A 22077-nucleotide genomic window follows, 5' to 3' on the forward strand; every position below is an offset into this window, starting at 1 on the left:
ATAAAGGGGCCTCTCTTTTGACAAATGCCGATTTTTTCAACAAGGGTACTCACCTACTTGCGCTGCATTTTTCGACTGCTTACCGGGATGATGTTGACGCTGGCCCTGGCCGGTTGCGACTTCCATACCCCCTCCAGCCAGCTGGAACAGATCCGCCAACGGGGCGAGATCCGGGTCGGCACCCTCTATGGCCCTACCTCCTATTACCAGCGTGACGACGTCGCCCAGGGGTTCGACTACGAGCTGGCGCAGCTCTACGCCGACTGGCTGGGTGTCAAGCTGACCATAGTGCCTGCCTACAGCACCGCCGAACTGGTCGAGCAGCTGCAAAAGGGCAGGCTGGATCTGGCCGCGGCGGCCATCGTCGTGACCCCGGAGCGGCGCAAGCTGTTCCGCTTCGGCCCCGGCTTCTATCAGGTCTCCCCCAAGCTGGTCTACCGTAACGGCGCCCCCAGGCCCAAGGATCTGGGGGACATCAAGGGCAGCATAGTGGTACCGGCTGGATCCACCGGCGAGGATCTGATGAAGGAGCTGGCCAAGCAGCATCCCAACCTGAACTGGAGTACCAACCGGGACGCCGACGTGGAGGAGCTGCTCAAGCAGGTGGCCGATGGCGAGGTGGACTACACGGTGGTGCAGGACACCATACTGGCCCGCACCCAGCGCTACTACCCCGAGCTCACCGAGGGGCTGACCCTCGCCAACAAGCAGACCGTGGCCTGGGCCATGACCCGGTTGCCCGATGACAGCCTCTACGCCAGCGTCATCGACTTCTTCGGCCAGCGCTTCATGGACGGCGCCATCGCCAAGCTGGACGAGAAGTACTTCGGCCACGTGCAGAACTTCGATTTCGTCGACACCCGCACCTTCCTCAAGCGCGCCAAGAGCCTGCTGCCCAAGTACCAGGCGATGTTCCAGACCCACGCCAGGGAGATCGACTGGCGGCTGCTGGCGGCCATCAGCTATCAGGAGTCTCACTGGGACCCCCAGGCCCGCTCCTACACCGGGGTGCGCGGCATGATGATGCTGACCGAGCCCACCGCCAAGGCGATGGGGGTCAGCGACAGAACCCATCCGGAGGAGAGCATCAAGGGCGGTGCCCGCTACCTGGAGGAGATGATGGAGAAGGTGCCGGACTCGGTACCGGCCGACGAGAAGGTGTGGTTCGCCCTCACCGCCTACAACATCGGCTACGGCCACATGATGGATGCCCGTCGGCTGACCAAGGAGCTCGGCAAGAACCCGGACGCCTGGAGCGACGTGAAGGAGGTACTGCCCCTGCTGCAGCAGTCACGCTGGCATCGCAAGGTGCGCTACGGCTATGCCCGGGGCGGCGAGGCACGCAACTATGTCAACAACGTGCGCCAGTACTACCAGAGCCTGCTCTGGCTCGACAACGAGCAGCAGAAGGCCCACCGCCGCGAGGAGCTGGATGAGGACGACAGCAGCGAGCCGGCCGCCCCGGCAGAGCGTCCCGCCATCATCGCCGAGGTGGTCAAGCAGATCATCACCCCCTAGCCCTGGGGGGTGTGTTTTCCCGGCAGATTCTCTGTTAACATCCAACCAGATCCGAGGGACGCGAGTCTGGCTTATTGCAATGTATTCATCACGTTGCACTACCTGCCCAGCAGCCCTTCGGCCGAGGAGACCAGGGAGGAGAACAAGATGCGAGCACGCAGAAGAGCCATGTTGGCCCGAAAAACCAAATGTGCCTGGAGCCCGAGACGCAAGCTCAAACTGGCCGACATGAAGCGCAAGATCTGGCACAGAAACCGCTCCTTCACGCTGCTGATAGCGGAGCACACAGTATAAACCCGGCATCCGCCGGGTTTTTTATTCCCTCACGCCCCCGCCGCCAGCGCCTCAAACTGCACCCTGCGCTTGGAAACCAGGGTATTGCAGTGATTGCAGAAATAATCCACGGCGCCGCAGGCCCGAAGCCGCTCCAGCGCCTGCTGGCAGGTCGGACACAGGGCCCGGATGCGATAACGGATCTGGCACTGGCTGCAACAGGTCTCGTCACTGCGGCTGTCCAGCTCCCCCCGGCAGGCCGGGCAGACAAGATGGCTCATGATTGGCTCCTCGCAAAGTGAATGTGCGCTGGGCGGGCCCACTGCACATTCCCCTCCTCCATCGACCCCAAGAAAAACGGCTGCCGGTGAGGGCAGCCGCAGGGCCTTACTTCTTCGCCTTGGCCTTGAGCAGACGCTTGCGCTGACGCTCCTGGCTCAGGGTCAGGGTGTTCTTCTTGCCCTCGAACGGGTTGACCGACTCCTGGAACTCGACCCGGATCGGGGTGCCCATGATCTTCAGGGACTTGCGGAAATAGTTGATGAGATACCGCTTGTAGGAGTCCGGCAAGTCGTTCAGCTGGTTGCCGTGGATCACGATGCGCGGCGGGTTGTAGCCACCGGCGTGGGCATACTTCAGCTTGACCCGGCGACCGTTCACCATGGGCGGCTGGTGATCTTCCTGGGCCATCTGCATGATCCGGGTCAGCATGGCGGTGCTGGTGCGGCGGGTCGCGGACTCATAGGCCTCGTTGATGGACTCGAACAGGTGACCGACGCCGCTGCCGTGCAGGGCGGAGATGAAGTGGATGCGGGCGAAGTCGATGAAGCCCAGACGACGGTCCAGCTCGTTCTTGACGTCCTCTTTGACCTTCTGATCCAGGCCGTCCCACTTGTTCACCACCAGCACCACGGAGCGGCCGCTGTTGAGCACGAAGCCGAGGATGCTCAAGTCCTGATCCGTGATGGTCTCGCGGGCGTCGATCACCAGCAGGCAGACGTTCGCATCCTCGATGGCCTTGAGGGTCTTGATGACGGAGAACTTCTCCACCGTCTCGTGCACCTTGCCGCGGCGGCGCACACCGGCGGTGTCGATGACCACGTACTTCTGCTCGTCGCGCTCCATGGGGATGTAGACGGAGTCGCGGGTGGTGCCCGGCATGTCATAGACGATGACCCTATCTTCACCCAGCATGCGGTTGGTCAGGGTGGACTTGCCGACGTTGGGGCGACCGACGATGGCAAACTTGATGGGCAGGTCGGCGAACGGCGTCTCCTTGGTGTCCTCCCGGGTGTCCAGCTCGCCCGTGGCCAGCATGCGCACCAGCGCCTCTTCGTCGAACTCCTCCTGCTCCTCGTCCGCCGCCTGTTCGGCCGCAGACTCCACCAGGGTCTCCAGATGGGGGGCCAGCGCCAGCTCCAGCAGGCTCAGCACGCCGCGACCGTGGGCGGCCGCCATCTGGTAGACCTCCCCCAGGGCCAGGCCGTAGAACTCGGACACCGCGGAGTCGCCGTCGATGCCGTCTGTCTTGTTGGCCACCAGAAACACCTTCTTGTGGGTCTTGCGCAGGTGCTCGGCGATGGCCTGATCCGCCGCGGTCAGGCCGGCGCGCGCATCCACCATGAAGAGCACCACATCGGCCTCTTCGATGGCCAGCAGGGACTGCTCGGCCATCTTCAGCTCGATCCCCTCCTCGGTGCCATCGATACCGCCGGTGTCGACCACGATAAATTCCAGCTCGCCCAGCTTCGCCTGGCCGTATTTACGGTCCCGGGTCAGGCCGGGGAAGTCGGCCACCAGGGCATCCCGGGTACGGGTCAGGCGGTTGAACAGGGTGGATTTCCCCACGTTGGGGCGGCCCACCAGGGCTACTACAGGAGTCATAAAAGCCTCATTCTCAAGACGACAAAGGCTCCGGGTCCGAAGACCAGGAGCCGGAGATTCATATTAACGGGCGCTCAGGGACGCTTGACAGCGTACAGCTTGCCGCCACGGCTCTGCACATACAGGGTGTCGCCATCCACCAGGGGGGCGGCGTACAGACCACTGCTGTCGAGCTGCTGCATGGCCTTGATGGAGCCGTCGGTACGGTCCAGCCAATACAGATAGCCTTCCACATCCCCGACCACCACATAGTCACCCAGGATGACGGGGGCGGTCACGGTGCGGTTTTCCAGCTGGGTGTTGGACCACAGCTCGAGCCCGTTGCGACGGTCCACCGCAAACAGGTGGCTGCGGCTGTCGGTCAGCACGATGGCATTGCCAGTCACCGCCATGTCGCGGTAGCCGGAATACTTGCGCTTCCATACCTCGTCGCCGCTCATCAGCTTGCGGGCCATCAGCTGGCCATTGTAGGCGATGGCATAGAGCTCGTCGCCGGCGATGAGGGGGGCGGCATCCACGTCCACCATGCGATCCAGCTCGGTGGCGCCGCGCGGGTCGGCCACCTTGGACTGGCGCACCGGCTGACCATTGCTCAGCAGGGCGATGCCCACCTTGCCATCGGCGCGGCCGTACAGCACGGCGCCGTTGGTGATGACGGGGGCACCGGCACTGCGCAGGGTCAGGGGCGGCTGCTCTTCGGACAGGGTCCACTGCAGCTTGCCCTCGTCGGTATCGAGCGCCACCAGGCGGCCCGAGGTGGTCAGCACCACCACACGGCCATCCTCGACGGCGGGGCTCGCCACCACCTCACCCGGTACCGTGGTCTGCCACAACACCTCCCCGTTCTCCGCGTTCAGGGCGTAGACCACCCCGTTCTCGGAGCCAAGGAACAGCTTGCCGTAGCGGGAGACCAGGCCGCCGGAGAGGCGGGCGCTGCGCTTGTCGGCGTTGATGGGCAAGTCAGCCAGATCCACGCTCCACAGCTCCTTGCCGCTGTCGCGCTCGAAGGCGGTCACGTCGCCATCCCGGGCCGCCGCATAGATGCGGTCCTCTTCCACCACCGGCTTGAGCTGGGAGTAGAAGTCGCCGATGCCATCCCCCACCGAGGAGGACCAGGCGGTGTCGGCCGTGAACGCGGACTCCACCGTGGGCAGGGGCGCCATGGGGTTGAGATCCTCTTCGGAACTGAACAGGGAGCACCCCTGCAGGGCCAGGGAGACGGCCGCCCCCAGCACCACTCGCTTATACAGATTACGCATCCGGAGCCTCGCCCGCAGTGACCGCTGGCAGCGCCAGATCGTCCATCTTCAGCTTGAGTTCGCTGCTCGACTGCAGGCCGCCGGCATCGGCCGCCGCCTGGTAGGCATCGCGGGCCTCTTCGGCCTTGCCCTGCTTCTGCAGGATGTCGCCGCGCACTTCCGCCACCTGGGCCTTGAAGGCGTCGTTGCCGATCTTGCCAAGCTGGGCCAGGGCCTCGTCGGCCTTGCCCTGATCGTTCAGGACGCGGGCCAGGCGCAGGGCGGCGATGGGCTTGATGCTGTCGTCACCGTTTGCGGCGACCTGGGTCAGCTGCTCGGCGGCCAGATCCAGCTTGCCCGCCTTGACCGCGGCTGCGGCCAGCTGCAGGGAAGCCAGCTCGGCATAGGCGTCGCCCTGATGGGCGGCGATGAAGCTCTTCGCCTGCTCCAGGGCGGCGTCGTCACCCTTGGCGAGCTGGGCAGTCATGGCGTTGTAAGCCTGGGAGGCGGCTTCCTGGTTGCTCTGCTGCATCTCGTTGTAGTAGCGCCAGCCAAACAGCCCCACCAGACCGATCACGGTCCCGGCGATCACCGAGGTGCCGTTCTCTTTCCACCAGCTCTTGATGACCTCAACCTGTTGTTCTTCGGTGGTATAGACTTCCACAGCTTACTCTCCTTTAGCTGCCAGCAGGGCGATGGAGGCATCGACCGAGACGGTCTGTTGCTCGGCCTGGCCACGCAGATATTTGATGGTGATCTCCCCGCTTTGCACCTCGGTCTCGCCGAGGATCAGGGCAATGGCCGCGCCGCTCTTGTCGGCACGCTTGAGTTGTTTCTTGAAGTTGCCGCCGCCGCAGTGACTCATCAGGCGAAGGTCAGGCAGGGCATCGCGCAGCCGCTCGGCCAGGGCAAAGCCCGCCTGCTCGGTCCCCTCGCCCACCATGCAGAGATAGACATCCACCGCCGGGCGGATGTCGGCGTTGAGCTCCAGGGTCTCCAGCATCAGTACCAGACGCTCCATCCCCATGGCAAAGCCCACCGCCGGGGTCGGCTGGCCGCCGAGCTGCTCCACCAGGCCGTCGTAGCGACCGCCGGCACAGACGGTGCCCTGGGCACCCAGGCTGTTGGTGACCCACTCGAACACGGTGAGGTTGTAGTAGTCGAGACCGCGTACCAGACGCTCGTTCACCTCGAACTGTATGCCGGCGGCCGTGAGCAGGCGCTTGAGCCCTTCGAAGTGAGCCAGGCTCTCTTCGCCCAGGTGATCGAACAGGCGCGGCGCCCCGACCAGGATGGCTTGCACCTTCTCGTCCTTGGAGTCCAGCACCCGCAGGGGGTTGCTGTACATGCGGCGCTGGCTCTCTTCGTCCAGCTGATCCTTGTACTGCTCCAGGTAGGCCACCAGGGCATCGCGATAGGCGGCGCGCTCGGCACTCTGACCAAGGGTATTGAGCTGCAGGGTGACGTGATCCTGGATGCCGAACAGACGCCACAGACGATGGGTCAGCATGATGAGCTCGGCGTCGATGTCAGGCCCGTTGATGCCGAACAGCTCGACCCCGAACTGGTGGAACTGGCGATAGCGGCCCTTCTGGGGACGCTCGTGGCGGAACATGGGGCCCATGTACCACATCCGGCGCTCCTGGTTGTAGAGCAAGCCGTGTTCGATGCCGGCGCGCACGCAGCTGGCGGTCCCTTCCGGACGCAGGCTCAGGCTGTCACCGTTGCGATCTTCGAAGGTGTACATCTCTTTTTCGACCACGTCGGTCACTTCACCGATGGCGCGCTTGAACAGATGGGTCTGCTCGACGATGGGCATGCGCACTTCGCTGTAGCCATAGCTGGCCACGACCTGGCGCAGGATCTGTTCCACTTTCTGCCATACCGGGCTCTGCTCCGGCAGGCAATCATTCATACCGCGAATCGCTTGGATCTGTTTTGCCACGTTGATACTCGAGAAAAAGAGGTAAAATTTGGCCGCATTATAGGGATTTTCGACCCCGAGGTAAAATCGGGTACCCGGATGCGGGATTCAAAATCAATAACCTAAAGCCGGGGCCACCCCAGGTGGCCCCTTCATGGTTCAACCTTTGTCCACCTGGATCTGGTTGGCCGGATCCAGCATGGCCGCCCGGGCACGGATGCGTCGCTCCAGGGTCGGCACGAGATCCTTGTTGTCGAGCCTGTCGACCCGCTGGCCCCCCTCGTAGAAGGCGCTCTTGTTGGCCGCACCGGCGAGGCCCAGATCGGAGACCAGCGCCTCCCCCGGGCCGTTCACCACGCAGCCGATGATGGAAACATCCATCGGGGTGATGATGTCTTCCAGCCGCTCTTCCAGGGCATTGACGGTGCCGATGACGTCGAACTCCTGACGGGAGCAGGAGGGACAGGCGATGAAGTTGATGCCGCGGGAGCGGATACGCAGGGATTTCAGAATGTCGAAGCCCACCTTCACCTCCTCCACCGGATCGGCGGCGAGCGAGATGCGCAGGGTGTCACCTATGCCCTCGCTCAGCAGCATGCCGAGGCCGATAGCGGACTTGACCGCACCGGCTCTGAAGCCGCCCGCTTCCGTGATACCCAGATGCAGGGGTTGATCGATCTGCTTGGCCAGCAGGCGATAGGCACCGACGGCGAGGAAGACGTCGGACGCCTTGACGCTCACCTTGAAGTTGTCGAAGTTGAGGCGATCCAGATAATCCACGTGGCGCATGGCCGATTCCAGCAGGGCCTCGGGAGTCGGCTCGCCGTACTTCTCCTGGAGATCTTTCTCCAGGGAGCCGCCGTTGACGCCGATGCGGATCGGGATGTTGTAGTGACGGGCGCAGTCGACCACGGCGCGCACCCGCTCCTCGTTACCGATGTTGCCCGGGTTGATGCGCAGGCAGTCGGCACCGTACTCGGCCACTTTCAGGGCGATGCGGTAGTCGAAGTGGATGTCGGCGACGATGGGAATGCGGGTCTGCTGCTTGATGAGACGGAAGGCTTCCGCCGCCTCCATGGTGGGCACGGAGACCCGGACTATGTCGGCACCGACCCGCTCGATCCGCTGGATCTGCTCGACGGTGGCGGCCACGTCCGTGGTCTTGGTGTTGGTCATGGTCTGCACCGTGATGGGGGCATCGCCCCCGACCGGTACGTTGCCGACCATGATCTGCCTGGATTTACGACGAACGATGGGAGATTCGTGTGCGGACATGGCGAACAGATTACTCCTGCGGCAGTGAGAAGCGGGCAGTTCGGCCGTTGTTGTAACGGCTCATGTCGAAGGACTTGCCCTGGTATTCGAGATTGACCGCCATGGGCGCGCCAATGATGAATTTGAGTGGCTCGGGTCCTTCCAGCACAAGCTCGTCGTTCGCCTTCTTCAGACCGCTGAACAGGGTCTTGCCGTTGGCATCCTTGACATCCAGCCAGCAGTCGGCGGTGAAGCTCATCTTGAGCTGCGGCGCCTTGGCCGGCTCTGTGGTCGCGCTCTCGACAGGGGACGCTGTCGCCACCGCGGCAGAGGCATCCGTCGTCACGGCGGCGCTGGGCGCGGCCACGGCGACCGGCACAGTGGCGACGGCATCGCTCACCGCAGGCGCGGTGGAGACGGCATCAGAGGTGGCGGGCAGCACGGGCGCGGCGACCTCGACCGCTGTCGGGACGGCGGCGCTCGGGGTGTTGTCGGTGCCGCTCATCTCGGTGGCGGCCAGGGCCTCATCACCGGCGGAGCGGCGCGCCGTGCTCTGCCACCACCAGGCGACGGAGAGGGCGATCAGCACCAGGATCACCAGCCAGGTCACCACCTTGAGCCGGCTGTCGTTGGCCTGCTGGCGGGAGCGGCGGGAGAAGCTCTGCATATCGATGTTGTCGGGAGGCGTCAGTCCCAGCTTGTCGTAGGCGGCGAGAATTGTCTCCTCGGGAATGCCGACGAGCTTGGCATAGGCGCGCAGATAGCCACGAATGAAGGTGTGGGACGTGTGCTTGTCGTAGGTATCCGCCTCGATGGCGGCGATCAGGGTCAGACGAAGGTGAATGCGGGACGCAACCTGTTCCCGGGTCCAGCCGAGCTGTTCACGGGCGTTGCGCAGCAGCTGGCCTGGGCCCACTGCCTGGGAGTCGTCTTGGAAGTCGTGTGGCTGTTCAGTAGTCATTGGCTAAGTAACGCTTGGCTTGTTGCGAAGTGGGATATTGCCTTACCAGCTCAGTCCCGAATTGGTGAAGTAATGCCGGTTTGTCCATGGCCTGGGCCAGCCGCAGCCGGAGCCAGAGGCTCTCCTCGTTTTCCTCCGCCACTTCGGCAAAGCGAACGAGGTAAGACTGAACATCAGGCAGCTTGCCATCTTTCATGGAAAGCTCCGCCATGTCCAGCAATAACCTAGGATTGCGGGGATTATACCCCAAGGCCAGGCGATAATACTCACTCGCCTTGTCATTTCTGTGATTTTGCATCGAGCAGAGCGCCGCATTCTCGTAGGTATCGGCGATTTTCACGTAATCGGGCTGACTGACCGCCTGCAGGAAGGCTTTCTCCGCCTCCTCGAAACGACCGCGGTTGCAGAGGAAGGCGCCGTAGTTGTTCATCGCGTCAGCATTGGTCGGGTCCATGGCCAGCGCTTTCTTGTAGTTCTCCTCGGCCGCCTTGAAATCCGACACCTGCTGGTAGAAATAGGCGAAACCGATATAGACCTGAGGGTTGCCGGGATCGTACTGGAGGGCACGGTCGAGGTTGAATTTGGCCTGCTCGGCATTGCCCTGACGCAGGTACTGGATCCCCAGATCGAGGCGAGTCTGGGCGGCGGCCTTGAGATCGGGGCCCACCTCGCGCTGGGTTGAATTCTGCCCGGCATAGGTGGTCTCGGTGACACAGCCTGGCAGCGCGCAGAGCGCTGCCACTACGATCAATGTACGGATATCCATTTCCTGTCTATACAATGGCTTAGGAGTTAAACCATTTTGACGGAAATCCCATCCTGTTGCATCCGATTTTTCATGGTGCGCTTGGTGCGGTCGATCACCTCCCCCACCAGCTGGCCGCAGGCGGCGTCGATGTCATCGCCGCGGGTCTTGCGCACTATGACGGTCAGGCCGTATTCCATCAGCACCTTGGAGAAGCGGTCGATGCGGCTGTTGCTCGGCTTGCCGAACGGGTTGCCCGGGAAGGGGTTGAACGGGATCAGGTTGATCTTGCAAGGGGTTTCCTTGAGTACCTTGGCCAGTTCATGGGCATGCTGCATGTCGTCGTTGATGTGATCGAGCAGCACATACTCCACGGTGACCCGACCGCCGTTGGCGTTGGACTTGGCCAGATAGCGGCGCACCCCGGCAAGGAAGGACTCAATGTTGTACTTGTCGTTGATCGGCATGATCTCGGAACGCAGCTTGTCGTTCGGCGCATGCAGGGAGATGGCCAGGGCCACGTCGATCTGATCCCCCAGCATGTCCAGTGCCGGCACCACCCCGGAGGTGGAGAGGGTGACGCGACGCTTGGAGATGCTGAAACCGAAGTCGTCCATCATCAGCTTCATGGCCGGCACCACGTTGGCCAGGTTCAGCAGCGGCTCGCCCATGCCCATCATCACCACGTTGGTGATGGGACGCTTGCCACCGACGACCTTGGCGGCGCGCCACACCTGGCCGATGATCTCGGAGACTTTCAGGTTGCGGTTGAACCCTTGCTGGGCGGTGGAGCAGAAGGTGCAGGCCAGGGCGCAGCCCACCTGGGAGGAGACGCACAGGGTCGCCCGATCCGCTTCCGGAATGTAGACGGTCTCCACTTCCTGATCGCCGACCTGCAGGGCCCACTTGATGGTGCCATCCGCGGAGCGCTGCTCGCGGCTGATCTCGGGGGCACGGATCTCGGCGATGGCCTTGAGCCGCTCGCGCAGCGCCTTGTTGACGTTGCTCATCTGATCGAAATCATCACAACCGAAGTGATAGATCCACTTCATTATCTGGTCTGCCCGGAACGGCTTCTCGCCCAACTCGACGAAGAAGGCACGCATGGCATCCCGGTCGAGATCCAGCAGGTTGGTTTTTGTTTCGCTCATCAGGGGCCTCAGCTCACACACTTCATAAATTATCGGCTGACCTACGTCAGGGGGCGGCATTGTACAAATAATGGGTCCGGCTTTCCACCTGGAGAATAAGAGGTTATTGGGCGGAGGGCCAAAAAACAAAAGGGAGCCGAGGCTCCCTTGGTCACACCTGACAACATCAGCCGCGCGGGCAGATCTCGTCGTCGGAGAAGAAGTAGGCGATTTCACGGGCGGCAGAGGCCGGGGCATCGGAGCCGTGGACGGCGTTGCGATCGATGCTCTCGGCGTAGCAGGCGCGCAGGGTACCGGCCAGGGCCTCTTTCGGGTTGGTGGCGCCCATGATTTCACGGTGGCGGCGGATGGCGTCTTCCCCTTCCAGCACTTGCACCATGACGGGACCCGAGGTCATGAAACCGACCAGGGCATCATAGAAAGGCTTGCCCTGGTGCTCGGCGTAGAAACCGGCGGCCTGCTCGCTGCTCAGGTGCAGCATCTTGGCGGCAACCACTTTCAGACCCGCGCTCTCGAAGCGGCTGTAAATGGCACCAATCAGGTTCTTGCTGACCGCATCCGGCTTGACGATGGAGAAGGTACGTTCGATAGCCATTGAGTTCTTTCCTTAACTACAGAGTTTTATTGTAGGAATCCATGTTCGGCGGCGATTATACGTAAACAAAAAACGAAATAACACACAAAAAATCAACTTTTTGTTAAACAAAAGAATCCTTGAAACAACATGGTGACTCATCTTGTACCGGGGCGTTAAGAAAAAATGTGCGCTTGCGCACGATCATCATGCTAATGCCTCAAAACGCCATCAATTGCTCACCAAACCAGCAGTTGTCAGAAGGGCACCCTGGGGTGCCCTTCTGCCGTCAGGTGGCCGAACGCGTCTCCGCCAGCAGGGCGTGCGCTATGGTGCGCATTCCCAGGGTGTTGGCCCCGGGGGCCCAGAGATTGTCACCGTTCTCGCTGAAGCAGGCGGCCAGATCCACGTGCAACCAGCCCCTCCCCTCATTGGGGACGAAGCGGGAGAGGAAGCCCGCCGCGTTGGAGGCCCCCCCCGGTCCGCCGCCCGGCACGGGGCGGCTGTTGGCGGTGTCGGCATAGTGAGACGGGCACTGCTGGCGGTGCCAGGGTTCCAGCGGCAGGGGCCAGGCCGGCTCCTGCTCCGCATCTGAATAGGCCATGGCGCGGCTCACCAGCCCCTTGTCCAGACCGAACAGGGCATTGTAGCGCCCCCCCAGCGCCATCACGGCCGCGCCAGTGAGCGTGGCGGCGTCGATGATGAGGGGGGCACCGGACTCCCCGGCAAGCTGCAGACCGTCCGCCAGCACCAGCCGTCCCTCGGCGTCGGTGTTGACGATCTCCACTGTGGTGCCGTTCTTGTAGGTGAGGATGTCACCCAGCTTGTAGGCATGACCGGAGACCAGGTTCTCGGCGCAGCAGAGGATGAGTTTCACCCGCTTGTCGAGACCGCGCAGAATCGCCAGCGCCAGGGCGCCGGTCACGATGGCGGCGCCCCCCATGTCGTGCTTCATGGTGAGCATGCCCTGGGAGGTCTTCATGGAGTAGCCGCCGGAGTCGAAGGTGATCCCCTTGCCCACCAGGGCCGCGGCCACGGGGGCCTTGGGCTCCCGACTCGGGTTGAAGTCCAGTTCCAGCATCACGGGCTCGCGCTCGCTGCCACGGCCGACCTGATAGAGACCGACCCAGCCGGCCTGTTGCAGCGCCTCGCCCTTGAGGATGCGATGGCTGATCTTGTCCGGCGCCAGCTCGGTGAGGAAGGAGGCGGCTTCCACCGCCAGCTCCAGCGGCCCCAGCTGCTCCGGGGTGGCATTGGTCATCTCCCGCACCCAGCGCCCGCACAGCCAGCGCGCCTCCAGCTCCTCCCTGTCCTCCTCGGACGAGGTGGCCCACTGCAGCACCACCTCCGCCTTGGGCGTCTGCAGCCCCTGGGCGAAGGCCCACTGCTGCTCGCGCTCCCAGTGGCCGGCCAGGACCACCTGCTGGATCCCCTGGCTGCACAGGCGCCGCGCCGCCTGCTGGATGTCCAACAGTGGAGTGGCGGTCACCAGGTGGATCACCATGCCATCGGCGCGGTGGGAGATCAGCGCCCCCTCGCCCCACTCGGGGGCGGCAAATTCACGGCTCAGCCAGACGTTCATGCCGCCACCTCCGCAAGCCAGCGGGCCATCATGGATGCGCAGGCCTGGCCTGCTGGCATCTGATGCCCTTCACGGCTCCACTCGTGATTCAAACAGATGTTCATTCAGCCACCTCCTGCAACCAGCGGGCAATCGTGCGCAGGCCATGGCCCTTGGCACCGGTCGCCCAGAGATCGTTGCCGGACTTCTGATAGGAGGCAGCCAGATCCAGGTGTACCCAGCCTTTGCCCTCGTCACGCACAAAGCGCGACAGGAAGGCGGCGGCCGTGGTGGCGCCGGCGGTGCCTTCGGCGGAGGCCACGTTGCCCAGATCGGCGAAGGCCGAGGTGAGCTGGCCCGCGTGCCAGGACTCGAGCGGCAGGGGCCAGGCCTTCTCGTTTTCGGCGTTGGCGGCAGCCAGCGCGCGCACCTGCTCCGCCTCATCGAGGGCAAACACGGCGTTGTAGTCGCGGCCCAGCGCCGTCTTGGCGGCGCCGGTCAGGGTGGCCGCGTCGAGGATATGGGCGGCGCCACTCTCGCTCGCGGCCAACAGACCGTCCGCCAGCACCAGTCGACCCTCAGCGTCGGTGTTCTGGATCTCCACCGAGATGCCGTTGCGATAGGTCAGGATGTCGCCGAGCTTGAAGGCGTGGCCGGAGACCAGGTTTTCCGCACAGCAGAGGATGAGCTTGACCCGCTTGTCGAGGCCCCGGCTGATGGCCAGCGCCAGGGCACCGGTCACCATGGCTGCTCCCCCCATGTCGGACTTCATCGGCAGCATGTTGTCGGAGGACTTCATGGAGTAGCCGCCGGAGTCGAAGGTGATCCCCTTGCCCACCAGGGCCGCCACCACGGGAGCGTTGGCATCCCCGGTCGGGTTGTAGTCGAGCTCAAGCAGCACGGGCTCGCGCTCGCTGCCGCGACCCACCGACCAGATCCCGATATGGCCGGATTCGCGCAGGGCCTCCCCGGCGGTGATGCGGGCCGTCACCCTGTCACCGGCGAGGCTGCGGATGAGCAGCAGGGCGGACTCCGCCAGGCTCATGGGGTAGATTGCCTCCGGGCAGCCGTTGGTCACCTCGCGCACCCAGTGGGTCGCCTTGAGCAGGGCCGCCAGCTCGCCGGCCTCCTGGCCGTTCTGCTCGCCGAAATCGAGCTCGCGCACGCCCTTGGCGGCATAGAAGCCCTGGGCAAAGGCGTAACGACGTTCCAGATCCCACCCTTCTCCGGCCAGTCTGACCTGCTTGATGCCGGTCGACTCGAGCCGACGCGCCGCACGCTGGACGGTGCGCAGCACGTCCTGCTCCTGAAGGACGCCGCCCAGATGGATCAGGGCCTGGTCACCACTGAAACTGAGTTGGGCCCCCTCCCCCCAGACAGCAGCGGCAACCTGGGTGGATAACTGTACGTTCATCATGTCAGCCATGTTCTCTTGCTTCCTTTTTATTGGCACTTCATCAACGAATAGGGAAATCACGGGCACAAAAAAGGCCGCGCCCTCAAGGGTCACGGCCTTCACCATATCACTACTTCACCGCCGAGTGCTGCACGCGCACTTCACTCATGTGTAATCAGGCGGCCGTCAGTGGCGTTCGGAGGCAAGGTTGATGGTGTACTTGGGCAGCTCCACCACCAGGTCCTCGTCCGCCAGCCTGGCCTGGCAGCTGAGACGGGATTCCGGCTCCAGTCCCCACGCCTTGTCCAGCATGTCGTCTTCCAGCTCGTCGCTCGGCTCGAGGGAATCGAAGCCTTCGCGCACTATGCAATGGCAGGTGGTACAGGCGCAGGACTTCTCGCAGGCGTGCTCGATCTCGATGCCGTTGCGCAGGGCCACATCCAGAATGGTCTCGCCGCTCGCACCTTCGAGGGCCGCGCCGTCAGGACAGAGCTCGGGATGGGGCAGAATAATCAGTTTTGGCATATCACACCTTGTTGACGTTTTGTCCGGTCAGCACCTTGCGGATGGAGGCGTCCATCCGGCGGGCTGCAAATTCGCCACTGGCGGCATCCGCCGCCTCGATGGCCACTTTGATTTGATCGGTTGTTCCCGCGTTGCGCATGGTCAGCAGATGGGCGATGGCAGCATCAATCTCGGCACGCTCGGCTGCGTTCAGCAGCGCCTCGCCATCGGCGGCCAGGGCGGCATTGAGGCTCTCGACCACCCGATCGGCTTCCACCTGCTGCTCCGCCAGCATGCGGGCATCCATGTCCTGCTGGGCGTTGGCGATGGAGGCACTCAGCATGCTGAGGATGTCCTCCTCCGCCAAGCCATAGGAGGGCTTGACCTGGATCTCGGCCTGCACGCCGGAGGATTTTTCCATGGCGCTGACCGACAGGAGACCGTCCGCATCCACCTGGAAGGTGACGCGAATGTGGGCCGCCCCCGCCGCCATGGGCGGAATGCCGGTCAGGGTGAAGCGGGCCAGGGAGCGGCAATCCGCCACCAGCTCGCGCTCCCCCTGCACCACGTGGATCGCCATCGCGGTCTGGCCATCCTTGAAGGTGGTGAACTCCTGGGCGCGGGCCACCGGAATGGTGGTGTTGCGCGGGATCACCTTCTCGGCGAGACCGCCCATGGTCTCAAGCCCCAGGGAGAGCGGGATCACGTCCAGCAGCAGCATCTCGGCATCGGGCTTGTTGCCCACCAGGATATCGGCCTGGATAGCGGCACCGATGGCCACCACCTTGTCCGGGTCGATGCTGGTGAGCGGCGGACGCTGGAAGAAGTCCCCCACCAGCTCGCGCACCAGGGGCACCCGGGTCGAGCCGCCGACCATCACCACCTCCAGCACCTCCTCCTGTTCAAGGCCGGCGTCGCGCAGGGCGCGGCGACAGGCCAGCAGGGTGCGCTTGACCAGGGGGGTGATGAGGGCGTCAAACTGGCTGCGGGTCACTGTGCCCTGCCAGCCGGCGAAGGCGCAAGGGACGCAGTCTGCATCGGTCAGGCCGTGCTTGACGCTGGCGGCCAGGTCCAGCAGCTCGCGCTGGGTGCGGGCGTCGAGTTGGCCGGACAAACCGGCTTGTTCTTTCAGCCAGTCCGCCAGCAGGTGATCGAAGTCATCGCCGCCCAGGGCGGAATCACCGCCGGTGGCCATCACTTCGAACACGCCGCGATGCAGGCGCAGGATGGAGATATCGAAGGTGCCGCCACCGAGGTCATAGACGGCGATCACCCCTTCCTGACCGGAGTCGAGGCCGTAGGCGATGGCCGCGGCAGTGGGTTCGTTCAGCAGGCGCAGCACGTGCAGGCCGGCCAGGCGGGCCGCGTCCTTGGTGCCCTGGCGCTGGGCGTCGTCGAAATAGGCGGGCACAGTGATGACCACGCCGTCGAGATCGCCCCCCAGGGTACGGGCACCGCGCTCGGCCAGGGCTTTGAGGATCTCGGCCGAGACCTGCACCGGGTTGACCAGCCCCTGGCGGGTCTGCAACTGGGGCATGCCGTTCTCGGCGGCCACGAATTCATAGGGTTGCTGACGGGTATCCATGTCCGCCAACGCCTTGCCCATCATCCGCTTGACCGAGACGATGGTGTTGTGGGGATCGAGGGCGGCTTCACGCTTGGCATCGAAGCCGACACGGATGGCTGCATCCTGGTAGTGCACCACCGAAGGCAGCAGGAAACGCCCCTGCTCGTCGCAGAGGGTATCGGCCTGGCCGCTGCGCACGGCGGCAACCAGGGAGTTGGTGGTGCCGAGATCGATGCCGACGGCCCGTTTATGCTGATGAGGCGCGGCGCTCTGGCCTGGCTCGGCGATTTGCAGTAATGCCATGGGTAATCACAATTCCTGCGTTAGAGGGTCAAGACTCGAACAGCGAGTCTTCGAATCGTTCCAGCTCCTCGAGGAGCTTGTCGACAAACTTGAGCTTGCGGACGCAATCCGCGGCGATCAGATCCTCACCCGAGGTGAGAGCCTGGGTCAGCCGTTGCATCAGAGACTGGTGATCATGCCTGATCTCGCGGCGAAAATCTTGGATCGCCCCCTCAGGATCCGCCTCTCCTTTCAGCTCGGCCAGGCGTTCACGCCACTCCAGCTGCTGCATCAGGAAGACCGGATCTTGCAGCGTCTGCTGCTCGCCACGCAGTTCGGTACCGCGCAGGGAGAGCAGGTATTCGGCTCGGCGCAGGGGCGCCTTGAGGGTGGTGAAGGCATCGTTGATCTGGGCGGCACGCTGCACCGCAGCCAACTGCTCCCGTTCGGGGGCGGTGGCAAAACGATCGGGGTGGAACCGGGCTTGCAACTGACGGTAGGTGTCAGCCAACTGGCGAGTATCGAGCTCGAAGCCCTCTGCCAGCCCGAACAGCTCGAAATGATTCATCGTACGTCCTCAGACAATACCGCTGGTACCGCAATCACACTCGTCTTGAAGAGAGCGGTGGCATGGGCGGGCGCCCATGCCACCGTGTTGATGAGCAAGGCATCAGGCACTGACACCTGGCCGTCAGGCCCGCCTACACGCTGAAACTTTCGCCACAACCGCATTCGCCTTTCGCATTCGGGTTGTTGAACTGGAAACCCTCGTTGAGGCCTTCCTTCACGAAGTCCAGCTCGGTGCCATCCAGGTGGATCAGGCTCTTGGCATCCACGATGATCTTGACACCTTTCTGCTCGAACACCTGATCCTCGGCGGCCAGCTCATCCACGAACTCGAGCACATAGGCAAGGCCCGAACAGCCGGTCGTCTTGACGCCGAGGCGCAGGCCTATGCCCTTGCCCCGGTTGGTCATGAAGGAGGAAACCCGTGCCGCTGCGGCATCTGTCATGGTTATGGCCATACTGCTCTCCGGACTTAAAGACCTTTTTTCTGCTTGTAATCGGCGATGGCGGCCTTGATGGCATCCTCCGCCAGGATGGAGCAGTGGATCTTCACCGGCGGCAGCGCCAGCTCTTCGGCGATGTCGGTGTTCTTGATGCCGGCCGCTTCGTCCAGGGTCTTGCCCTTGACCCACTCGGTCACCAGGGAGCTGGAGGCGATGGCGGAGCCGCAGCCGTAGGTCTTGAACTTGGCATCTTCGATGATGCCGTCATCGCTGATCTTCAGCTGCAGCTTCATCACGTCGCCGCAGGCCGGCGCACCTACCATGCCGGTGGCGACGCTGGGGTCATTCTTGTCGAACCCACCGACGTTGCGGGGATTCTCGTAGTGGTCGATTACTTTTTCACTGTAAGCCATATCTAACTCCTGCTAATTCCGTTGTTCACCAAACACTTGCCAACTTGGCAAGGATCAGTGATGTGCCCATTCGACCGTGTTCAGATCGACGCCGTCCTTGAACATCTCCCACAGGGGGGACATCTCGCGCAGACGACCGATGGAGTCGCAGATGAGCTTGATTGCGTAGTCGATTTCCTCTTCCGTGGTGAAGCGGCCGATGCTGAAACGGATGGAGCTGTGTGCCAGCTCGTCGTTCAGGCCCAGGGCGCGCAGCACGTAGGAAGGCTCCAGGCTGGCAGAGGTACAGGCCGAGCCGGAAGAGACCGCCAGATCCTTGAGCGCCATGATGAGGGATTCCCCTTCCACGTAGGCGAAGCTGACGTTCAGGTTGCCCGGCACACGGTGGTCCAGATCCCCGTTGATGTAGACTTCTTCGATGTTCTTGATGCCATTCCACAGGCGCTGACGCAGGGCCATGATGTGCTGGCTCTCACTCGCCATCTCTTCCTTGGCGATGCGGAAGGCTTCGCCCATGCCGACGATCTGGTGGGTCGGCAGAGTACCGGAGCGCATGCCGCGCTCGTGGCCGCCACCGTGCATCTGGGCTTCCAGGCGCACACGGGGCTTGCGACGCACGTACAGGGCACCGATCCCTTTCGGGCCGTACACCTTGTGGGCGGACATGGAGAGCAGGTCGACCTTGAGTGCTTCGACGTCCACCGGGATCTTGCCCACGCTCTGGACGGCGTCCACGTGCAGCAGGATCTTGCGGGAGCGGCACAGTTCGCCGATGGCGGCGATGTCCTGTACCACGCCGATCTCGTTGTTGACGTGCATGATGCTGACCAAGATGGTGTCATCGCGCAGGGCTCCTTCGATCTGTTCCAGCGTGAACAGGCCGTTGGGCATGGGCTCGAGGTAGGTCACCTCATAGCCTTCGCGCTCCAGCTGGCGGCAGGTATCCAGAACGGCCTTGTGCTCGGTCTTGGAGGTGACGATGTGCTTGCCCTTGCCGGCGTAGAAATGGGCGACGCCCTTGATGGCCAGGTTGTTGGACTCGGTCGCGCCGGAGGTGAAGACGATCTCGCGCGGGTCGGCACCGATCAGCTCTGCCACTTGATTACGGGCCAGATCCACCGCCTCTTCGGCCTGCCAGCCGAAACGGTGGGAACGGGAGGCAGGATTGCCAAACAGGCCGTCCATGGTGAGGCACTGCATCATTTTTTCTGCGACACGCGGGTCCACCGGACAGGTTGCCGAATAATCAAGGTAAATAGGCAGTTTCATCTTTTTCTCCGTTACGACGGGGTCACACAGCGACTCGTCGTGGAAAGCACGTTTATAGTTGGACTTTCAAGCTCACATCACCGCGTTCCGCCCGGTCAACCAGGGACAACACGGTCTTCATTTGTTCATCTTGCTTGCCGGCAATGCGGCGCACGTCGGCCTGACCGACCAGCTCGGCCAGGGTGATGTCCCCCAGGAAGCTGGAGATGCGCTCGCTCAGATCGCGCCACAGGGAGTGGGTCAGGCATTGGGTACCGCCGTGGCAGCCCCCCTTGCCGAGACACTTGGTGGCGTCCACCGACTCATCGACCGCGGTGATCACCTGACCGACCGAGATCTCGCCGGGGGCCAGACCGAGGCGATAACCGCCGCCCGGGCCGCGCACGCTGCTCACCAGACCATGCTTGCGCAGACGGGCAAACAGCTGTTCCAGATAGGACAAGGAGATGCCCTGGCGCTCTGAAATATCGGCGAGGGGAACGGGCCCCTGCTCTGCATGCAACGCCACGTCTAGCATGGCTGTCACTGCGTAACGTCCTTTTGAGGTCAGTCTCATATGCCTTACCGTCTAGCAAACCAATCAATATAAGGCACATGGTCACATACCCGACTAAATCAGTCAAGTATATGCTTGAGTAAATCAGTCGGGATTAATCCTGCGGCCTGGGTTTCTGGACCGAGGTGAGGATGCCGCGCAGGATATTCAACTCGGCGGCTTCCGGCCGTGCCCGATTGAACAGGCGGCGCAGCTTGCTCATCACGTGACCGGGGTGGTCATCGGCAATGAAGCCCGTCTTTTGCAGCGTCTGCTCCAGGTGTTGATAGAAGCCTTCCAGTTGAAGGGCGCTGGGATAGGCCACCCGATCCGCGTCCGATTCCGACGAAACCTGCTCCTGCACCACAAGCCAGCGCATCCGCACCTCGTAGCAGAGGGTCTGCACCGCCATGGCCAGATTTAGCGAGCTGTACTCCGGGTTGGCCGGAATGGCCACGTGGTAGTGACACTTCTGCAACTCGTCGTTGGTGAGGCCGGTGCGCTCGCGGCCGAACACCAGGGCCACCGGATGCTGCATCCCCTCGGCAACCAGCTTCTCGCCCGCTTCGCGGGGATCCAGCATGGGCCAGCTCAGGGTGCGGGAGCGGGCACTGGTACCGATCACCAGGCCGCAGTCGGCGATGGCCTCATCCAGCGTCGACACGATACGGGCGCCGGCCAGGATGTCGCTGGCTCCCGCCGCCAGGGCGACGGCCTCCTCGTCTGGCAAGGCTTGCGGATCGACCAGTACCAGCTGGGTCAGCCCCATGGTCTTCATGGCCCGCGCCGCGGATCCCATGTTGCCGGTGTGAGAGGTGTTTACCAACACGATTCGAATCTGATCCAACATGCCCAGTCAATCTTCAGTCAAAAATGGCGCGCAATTGTAACATAACCAATCGCTATTTTGGCACCGCTTCTGGCCCTGCATTTCAGAACAAAAAAGGCTCTTCGTATAACCAACCGGCCTTAGAGAGGAGATCCCGCGGGCTAACCTTAACAGGATGGAGCCACCGTCATGGAGCCCGCCCATGCTTCCTCCCTGGATCTACGAACAGTTGCCGCAGGCTTATCTGCTTCTGGCCGCCCTGCTCTGGCTCTTGGCCCACTCTCCCCTGCTCTGGCTCGCGGCCGCCCTGCTCTTCGTGGTGGGGGCTCTCATCTGGATGATGCGATCCAATTACAGGCGCACCGATCTGGTCATCTTTCCGGCCAAGCGCTGGCTGCAACCAGAATGGTTCTATGAGGCGCAGCCCTTTCTGTGGCTGGCGCTGGGACTGACGCTGCTGCGCCTGCCGGACACCACGCCGCTGCTGGCACTGCTTCCCTGCCTCTGGGGCTGCCGCTGTCTGTGGGCACGGCGCCTTCACCGCCACCATGCCAGAGGCCTGGCCAGGCAACTGAAACGCGGCTCAGACCGCAGGCGCCGGCTCCCGCACTGATTGCCCGTCGGCACGGACGCGCTCTATCAGGCTCGCCAGATCCATCAGGGGATACTTCATCAACCCCAGCCCGTCGAGATCCAGGCTGTCCATCAGGTTTTTCACCTCCAGACCCAGCTCGGTATCCCCCTCGATCCTCAGCCTGCGCTGGAAGAAGAGGGAATCGGGGTCTTCCTTGCGGCCAGCAATCAGGATGAGATCCTGGCTGTTGCCACTGAAGCAGACATGGGGTCGCTCGCACTGGCGGGCCACCACCAGCTTCCCGTCCCGCTCGCTGATAAACCAGCAGAGGTCGAGATCCGTCACCTCGACCTTGAGCCACTTGCCCGCCAGGAACGCGAAGTCCCCATCCGCAATGGCCTCCCTGAAAACCTGTGCCAGCAGGGCTTCCATCAGGTTCTGCTGCAGGGTGAAGGGCACCAGCCTGAGGGGGCGGCGCAAGAGACGGGGGGCCTGTTCGACCAGGTGGCGTTGCAGTTGTTGAAACACGATAAACTCCCAGTTTTTTGCGCATTCAAGCACAGCCCCTTCATCAAGATCCTGTTGAAAATCAAACTTGTGCCCACTTACCTCGAG

At 63.1% G+C, this 22077-nt stretch carries 23 protein-coding genes; 2 read left to right on the forward strand and 21 right to left on the reverse strand.

The features are described 5' to 3' along the window. The first annotated feature begins 24 nt into the window (after positions 1–24). Entirely contained in the window at positions 25–1518 is a 1494-nt protein-coding gene (gene mltF / locus R2B70_RS11480) for a membrane-bound lytic murein transglycosylase MltF (RefSeq protein WP_042076583.1), read from the forward strand. 323 nt (positions 1519–1841) lie between these two features. Here the strand turns inward: mltF and R2B70_RS11485 are convergent, their stop codons facing one another. The 20 genes from R2B70_RS11485 to trmJ form a co-directional block, all read right to left on the reverse strand. After that, positions 1842–2072, reverse strand: coding sequence for a zinc ribbon domain-containing protein (locus R2B70_RS11485; RefSeq protein ID WP_042076587.1), 231 nt, complete (start codon positions 2070–2072; stop codon positions 1842–1844). A 106-nt stretch (positions 2073–2178) separates the two neighbouring features. Then, the gene (gene der / locus R2B70_RS11490; protein ID WP_216990446.1) at positions 2179–3675 is read right to left on the reverse strand and encodes a ribosome biogenesis GTPase Der; all 1497 of its coding nucleotides are present in this window, start codon (positions 3673–3675) and stop codon (positions 2179–2181) included. A 74-nt stretch (positions 3676–3749) separates the two neighbouring features. Beyond that, positions 3750–4934, reverse strand: coding sequence for an outer membrane protein assembly factor BamB (bamB, locus tag R2B70_RS11495; RefSeq protein ID WP_209792666.1), 1185 nt, complete (start codon positions 4932–4934; stop codon positions 3750–3752). After that, complete coding sequence (locus R2B70_RS11500) at positions 4927–5577, reverse strand: YfgM family protein (protein ID WP_042076593.1); 651 nt, start codon at positions 5575–5577, stop codon at positions 4927–4929. The genes bamB and R2B70_RS11500 overlap by 8 nt, the downstream gene beginning before the upstream one ends. A gap of 3 nt (positions 5578–5580) precedes the next feature. Further along, positions 5581–6858 (reverse strand): histidine--tRNA ligase, encoded by a 1278-nt coding sequence (gene hisS / locus R2B70_RS11505; protein ID WP_318161524.1) that lies wholly within the window; start codon positions 6856–6858, stop codon positions 5581–5583. Positions 6859–6996: 138 nt separating this feature from the next. Next, positions 6997–8112 (reverse strand): flavodoxin-dependent (E)-4-hydroxy-3-methylbut-2-enyl-diphosphate synthase, encoded by a 1116-nt coding sequence (gene ispG / locus R2B70_RS11510; RefSeq protein WP_042076598.1) that lies wholly within the window; start codon positions 8110–8112, stop codon positions 6997–6999. Positions 8113–8122: 10 nt separating this feature from the next. Then, positions 8123–9052: a RodZ domain-containing protein gene (locus tag R2B70_RS11515; protein ID WP_318161525.1), complete on the reverse strand. Its 930-nt coding sequence runs from the start codon at positions 9050–9052 to the stop codon at positions 8123–8125. Next, on the reverse strand, positions 9042–9833 hold the full coding sequence (gene tapF, locus R2B70_RS11520; RefSeq protein WP_084202675.1) for a PilW family type IVa pilus biogenesis/stability lipoprotein TapF: 792 nt from the start codon (positions 9831–9833) through the stop codon (positions 9042–9044). The genes R2B70_RS11515 and tapF overlap by 11 nt, the downstream gene beginning before the upstream one ends. 11 nt (positions 9834–9844) lie before the next feature. Beyond that, on the reverse strand, positions 9845–10948 hold the full coding sequence (locus tag R2B70_RS11525; RefSeq protein WP_042076601.1) for a bifunctional tRNA (adenosine(37)-C2)-methyltransferase TrmG/ribosomal RNA large subunit methyltransferase RlmN: 1104 nt from the start codon (positions 10946–10948) through the stop codon (positions 9845–9847). Positions 10949–11114: 166 nt separating this feature from the next. Beyond that, entirely contained in the window at positions 11115–11543 is a 429-nt protein-coding gene (gene ndk, locus R2B70_RS11530; RefSeq protein WP_042076603.1) for a nucleoside-diphosphate kinase, read from the reverse strand. A 268-nt stretch (positions 11544–11811) separates the two neighbouring features. Next, a complete protein-coding gene (pepB, locus tag R2B70_RS11535; protein ID WP_209792671.1) occupies positions 11812–13104 on the reverse strand; it encodes an aminopeptidase PepB in 1293 nt (430 codons plus the stop codon). Between the two features lie 100 nt (positions 13105–13204). After that, positions 13205–14509: an aminopeptidase PepB gene (pepB, locus tag R2B70_RS11540; protein WP_318161526.1), complete on the reverse strand. Its 1305-nt coding sequence runs from the start codon at positions 14507–14509 to the stop codon at positions 13205–13207. A gap of 156 nt (positions 14510–14665) precedes the next feature. Beyond that, positions 14666–15004, reverse strand: a complete 339-nt coding sequence (gene fdx, locus R2B70_RS11545; protein ID WP_042076608.1) for an ISC system 2Fe-2S type ferredoxin — start codon at positions 15002–15004, stop codon at positions 14666–14668. Between the two features lies 1 nt (position 15005). Next, complete coding sequence (gene hscA / locus R2B70_RS11550; RefSeq protein WP_042076611.1) at positions 15006–16853, reverse strand: Fe-S protein assembly chaperone HscA; 1848 nt, start codon at positions 16851–16853, stop codon at positions 15006–15008. Positions 16854–16881: 28 nt separating this feature from the next. After that, positions 16882–17400 (reverse strand): co-chaperone HscB, encoded by a 519-nt coding sequence (gene hscB, locus R2B70_RS11555; protein WP_042076613.1) that lies wholly within the window; start codon positions 17398–17400, stop codon positions 16882–16884. A 133-nt stretch (positions 17401–17533) separates the two neighbouring features. After that, the gene (iscA, locus tag R2B70_RS11560) at positions 17534–17857 is read right to left on the reverse strand and encodes an iron-sulfur cluster assembly protein IscA (RefSeq protein WP_042076614.1); all 324 of its coding nucleotides are present in this window, start codon (positions 17855–17857) and stop codon (positions 17534–17536) included. Positions 17858–17871: 14 nt separating this feature from the next. Continuing rightward, positions 17872–18255 carry a Fe-S cluster assembly scaffold IscU gene (gene iscU / locus R2B70_RS11565; protein WP_010675059.1) on the reverse strand — a complete coding sequence of 128 codons (384 nt, stop codon included), beginning with the start codon at positions 18253–18255 and terminating at the stop codon, positions 17872–17874. A 54-nt stretch (positions 18256–18309) separates the two neighbouring features. Then, positions 18310–19524, reverse strand: a complete 1215-nt coding sequence (locus tag R2B70_RS11570) for an IscS subfamily cysteine desulfurase (protein ID WP_042076615.1) — start codon at positions 19522–19524, stop codon at positions 18310–18312. A 52-nt stretch (positions 19525–19576) separates the two neighbouring features. Beyond that, positions 19577–20080: a Fe-S cluster assembly transcriptional regulator IscR gene (iscR, locus tag R2B70_RS11575; protein WP_025327241.1), complete on the reverse strand. Its 504-nt coding sequence runs from the start codon at positions 20078–20080 to the stop codon at positions 19577–19579. Positions 20081–20174: 94 nt separating this feature from the next. Next, positions 20175–20909, reverse strand: a complete 735-nt coding sequence (gene trmJ, locus R2B70_RS11580; RefSeq protein ID WP_318161528.1) for a tRNA (cytosine(32)/uridine(32)-2'-O)-methyltransferase TrmJ — start codon at positions 20907–20909, stop codon at positions 20175–20177. Positions 20910–21090: 181 nt separating this feature from the next. Between trmJ and R2B70_RS11585 the strand changes: the two genes are divergently transcribed. Continuing rightward, positions 21091–21501: a hypothetical protein gene (locus tag R2B70_RS11585; protein ID WP_042076619.1), complete on the forward strand. Its 411-nt coding sequence runs from the start codon at positions 21091–21093 to the stop codon at positions 21499–21501. On the opposite strand, the gene ubiT is transcribed toward R2B70_RS11585, so the two are convergent. Further along, positions 21472–21990: a ubiquinone anaerobic biosynthesis accessory factor UbiT gene (ubiT, locus tag R2B70_RS11590; protein WP_042076657.1), complete on the reverse strand. Its 519-nt coding sequence runs from the start codon at positions 21988–21990 to the stop codon at positions 21472–21474. The two genes, R2B70_RS11585 and ubiT, sit on opposite strands and share 30 nt — an antisense overlap. Between the last annotated feature and the right edge of the window lie 87 nt (positions 21991–22077).

This window comes from Aeromonas sp. XH, assembly GCF_033348475.1.
Lineage (GTDB): Bacteria > Pseudomonadota > Gammaproteobacteria > Enterobacterales > Aeromonadaceae > Aeromonas > Aeromonas sanarellii.

Bases quoted from the DNA above. Each gene is read 5' to 3' on its own strand.
- mltF (WP_042076583.1), top strand. From the start codon at position 25: ATGCCGATTTTTTCAACAAGGGTACTCACCTACTTGCGCTGCATTTTT.
- R2B70_RS11485 (WP_042076587.1), bottom strand. From the start codon at position 2,072: ATGAGCCATCTTGTCTGCCCGGCCTGCCGGGGGGAGCTGGACAGCCGC.
- der (WP_216990446.1), bottom strand. From the start codon at position 3,675: ATGACTCCTGTAGTAGCCCTGGTGGGCCGCCCCAACGTGGGGAAATCC.
- bamB (WP_209792666.1), bottom strand. From the start codon at position 4,934: ATGCGTAATCTGTATAAGCGAGTGGTGCTGGGGGCGGCCGTCTCCCTG.
- ispG (WP_042076598.1), bottom strand. From the start codon at position 8,112: ATGTCCGCACACGAATCTCCCATCGTTCGTCGTAAATCCAGGCAGATC.
- R2B70_RS11515 (WP_318161525.1), bottom strand. From the start codon at position 9,052: ATGACTACTGAACAGCCACACGACTTCCAAGACGACTCCCAGGCAGTG.
- R2B70_RS11525 (WP_042076601.1), bottom strand. From the start codon at position 10,948: ATGAGCGAAACAAAAACCAACCTGCTGGATCTCGACCGGGATGCCATG.
- ndk (WP_042076603.1), bottom strand. From the start codon at position 11,543: ATGGCTATCGAACGTACCTTCTCCATCGTCAAGCCGGATGCGGTCAGC.
- pepB (WP_209792671.1), bottom strand. From the start codon at position 13,104: ATGAACGTCTGGCTGAGCCGTGAATTTGCCGCCCCCGAGTGGGGCGAG.
- pepB (WP_318161526.1), bottom strand. From the start codon at position 14,509: ATGGCTGACATGATGAACGTACAGTTATCCACCCAGGTTGCCGCTGCT.
- fdx (WP_042076608.1), bottom strand. From the start codon at position 15,004: ATGCCAAAACTGATTATTCTGCCCCATCCCGAGCTCTGTCCTGACGGC.
- hscA (WP_042076611.1), bottom strand. From the start codon at position 16,853: ATGGCATTACTGCAAATCGCCGAGCCAGGCCAGAGCGCCGCGCCTCAT.
- hscB (WP_042076613.1), bottom strand. From the start codon at position 17,400: ATGAATCATTTCGAGCTGTTCGGGCTGGCAGAGGGCTTCGAGCTCGAT.
- iscA (WP_042076614.1), bottom strand. From the start codon at position 17,857: ATGGCCATAACCATGACAGATGCCGCAGCGGCACGGGTTTCCTCCTTC.
- iscU (WP_010675059.1), bottom strand. From the start codon at position 18,255: ATGGCTTACAGTGAAAAAGTAATCGACCACTACGAGAATCCCCGCAAC.
- R2B70_RS11570 (WP_042076615.1), bottom strand. From the start codon at position 19,524: ATGAAACTGCCTATTTACCTTGATTATTCGGCAACCTGTCCGGTGGAC.
- iscR (WP_025327241.1), bottom strand. From the start codon at position 20,080: ATGAGACTGACCTCAAAAGGACGTTACGCAGTGACAGCCATGCTAGAC.
- trmJ (WP_318161528.1), bottom strand. From the start codon at position 20,909: ATGTTGGATCAGATTCGAATCGTGTTGGTAAACACCTCTCACACCGGC.
- R2B70_RS11585 (WP_042076619.1), top strand. From the start codon at position 21,091: ATGCTTCCTCCCTGGATCTACGAACAGTTGCCGCAGGCTTATCTGCTT.